Here is a 2,976-nt window from a genome sequence, read left to right as displayed (position 1 = left end):
TGAATAAAAAACTCGTTGCTCAAAATTCATAATTTTCGATCGTCAATGCCCTATGCCCAATTCTCATCTTTAATTGGCAAATATCCGGGTAGTTGTATTTAGAGTTGGTATACATTACGTATCCTGCGATCGATCGAGCAGATGCACCGACTCTAAATTTAGTTGTATATGGTAACTTCCCTGACTGGTTTCTCCGATATTCAAAATCATTGGGCACGCTTATTTATTGAAGGTTTAGTACAGCGCGGCATTGTTAGCGGTTTTCCCGACAAAACTTTTCGACCCAATCAAGCTATGACTCGCGCTGAGTTTGCGGCAATTGTAGTAAAAGCTTTTCCAATACCTGGGAAGCGAAAATATGTACCTTTTGTGGATGTCGGTTCTAATTACTGGGCTGCGGCTGCCATAAAAAAAGCTTACGAAACTGAGTTTTTATCCGGTTATCCCGACGGGCGCTTCCGTCCTGAAGATAAGATTACTAGGGTACAAGCTCTCATTTCGTTGGTTAGCGGTTTGGGAATTACCACTACAGTTAATCTCAATGCAGAACTGCCAAAAATTTATCAAGATGCTAATTTTATTCCCAGTTATGCCAGGGATAAGATAGCGATCGCTACCAGCGCAGATATGGTGGTTAACTATCCTACTTTGCAAATGCTCAGACCGCTTGAGTTTGCTACTCGTGGCGAGGTGGCGACTTTTATTTATCAAGCTTTAGTTTATCTGAAACAGGTAACTCCCATTCCATCAAAATATATAGTTACACTGCGAAAAACAGTCAGCGTTAGCCACAGAAGGGAATTTCGCGGTGTATGGGTGACAACGGGTTGGAACATTGATTGGCCTTCAAAACAGGCTCTTTCAGTTGCCCAACAGAAAGCCGAACTGATCGCGATACTCGATCTTATACAAGCGCTAAACTTCAACGCTTTAATTTTACAAGTGCGCGTAGAAGGGGATGCTTTTTATTACTCTAAATTGGAACCTTGGAGTGCTTGGCTAACAGGAATACAAGGCAAAGCTCCAGAACCATTTTACGACCCCCTGGAGTTTGTCATCACAGAAAGCCATAAGCGCAATATTGAACTTCATGCTTGGTTCAACCCCTACCGGGTCAGAACATCCACATCACCATCACCGAATGTCGCCCCTCACATTACAGTTACTCATCCTGAAGTTGTTTGCAAATATGGCAACGAACTTTGGGTAGACCCAGGAATTGCAATTGTGCGGGACTGGACTTACAACGTAATTCTCGATGTTGTGCGTCGCTATGATGTAGACGGCATTCAAATCGATGACTATTGGTATCCCTATCCGATTGCGGGTCAAACTTTCCCGGATGGCAACTCTTACGCTGCTTATCAAAAAAGCGGAGGGCAACTTTCTTTAGGTGACTGGCGACGCGAAAATACTAATCAAATGGTGCGTCGTCTGGCTGATGGAATCCACGCCGAAAAGCCTTATGTTAAGTTTGGGATTGCCCCATTTGGAATTTATCGTCCCGGACAACCTGCTCAAATTCGCGGACTGGATGCTTATAACGAACTTTATTCAGACTCGAAGAAATGGCTAGAACAAGGTTGGGTTGATTATTTATCGCCACAACTTTACTGGCGGATCGATCCGCCAGCACAAAGTTATCCAGTTTTGCTAAAATGGTGGACTGAAAATAACCCGAAGGGCAAACATATTTATACTGGTAATAAGCTGGGATTGCTGGATGGAAAAAGCTGGACGGTTGCGGAAATTACCAGACAAGTTGAGATTAGTCGCAGTTTGAGCGATCGTCTTTCTTTGGGGAATGTTTTTTATAGTATGAAGGATTTATTACAAAATCGTTTGGGCATTGCTGATGCTCTCAAAAAATCAATTTATGCCCAACCTGCATTAGTACCGATAATGCAGTGGATAGATGCTGCACCGCCGACTGTACCAACGGGAGCGATCGTCAAAGATGGTAAGCTAAATTGGAACGCTACCAACAATGCAGATATTCGTTCTTGGACTCTTTATCAGCAAAATGGCAGTACGTGGACGCTGCTGAAAGTTTTTTCGGCGGCGACAAATGTTGCTGCTGTTGAACCGGGAACTTATGCTTTGTGCGCGGTGGATAGGATGGGTAATGAAAGTGCGGGGGTAGTCATTAGTTTTTAGTCATTAGTTATTGTGTTAGTAGTCGATTTGGAACAATTAATCAGAAGGGAGATTAATCTGTTTTTGGCAGGGTAACTTCAACTCTTCCTTCAGGGGTGATATTTACCTTACCACCTAGCGCTTCAATACGGCTAATAGCAAGCTTGCGGACGCGATCGTCTACAGCATTCCCCAATACCATAGACCAAGCACCCGCTTGCGCTAACTTGCTGTTGGGGTTTTTAGACAAAAAACTAGCCGTTCTTTCAGAAAGGGTGGCTACATTTTGGCTTTCCGGATCGGAACGAAGGCGAGCCCACTGCGCCGCCATTTCAAAGGAGCGTTTGGCTGCTTTTGGTTTCCCTAAAAAGAGTAATTCATCTATTCCTTTATAGCGCCAAACATAATAATATTTTCCAGGCAATTGGGGAGAGAGTGACTTCAATCCTTTTTCCATTAAAGCCACAGATTTTTCTGGTTTGCCTGCGTACAGCGTAACGCTGGTAGATAGAAAAACATATGAGTCGAAAAACCTTGGATCTCGGTCTATGATAATATCAAAGTATTGCGAACTCAGTTCGTATCCCGTTCGATCGCGTGCAGGATCGTCACCAAAGTACTGTAAAAAGTTAAGCATTACCCAATCGGCAATTAAATTATTAAAACCCAAAGAAGGAAGATTTTTAATCAAATTCAAGCGGACTCTTTCTGTCTCTACCTCCTTTTTTAATTCTGCTTCTGAGGCATTTTTTGATTTAGACAGGAGTTGGTTTAAATGGGGCACTTGCAAAAGAGCGATCGCTAACAAGCACAACAAGGTAACTCCGGAGAGAACCAGCG

2 protein-coding genes are annotated in these 2,976 nt (G+C 43.2%); one reads left to right on the top strand and one right to left on the bottom strand.

What is annotated here, in order from left to right; all coding sequences use genetic code 11:
- Positions 1–168 precede the first annotated feature (168 nt).
- Positions 169–2,157: a family 10 glycosylhydrolase gene (locus H6S82_RS26995; protein WP_190461554.1), complete on the top strand. Its 1,989-nt coding sequence runs from the start codon at positions 169–171 to the stop codon at positions 2,155–2,157.
- 52 nt (positions 2,158–2,209) lie between these two features.
- Here the strand turns inward: H6S82_RS26995 and H6S82_RS26990 are convergent.
- Positions 2,210–2,976 (bottom strand): hypothetical protein (locus tag H6S82_RS26990; RefSeq protein WP_347339549.1); only part of this gene is annotated, 767 nt, incomplete at its 5' end.

Origin of the sequence: Planktothrix sp. FACHB-1355 (genome assembly GCF_014748295.1) — a bacterium.
Taxonomy (GTDB): domain Bacteria; phylum Cyanobacteriota; class Cyanobacteriia; order Cyanobacteriales; family Aerosakkonemataceae; genus Aerosakkonema; species Aerosakkonema funiforme_A.
The sequence above is the reverse complement of the archived record's forward strand: the minus strand, read 5'-3'. Positions and strand labels throughout refer to the sequence as shown.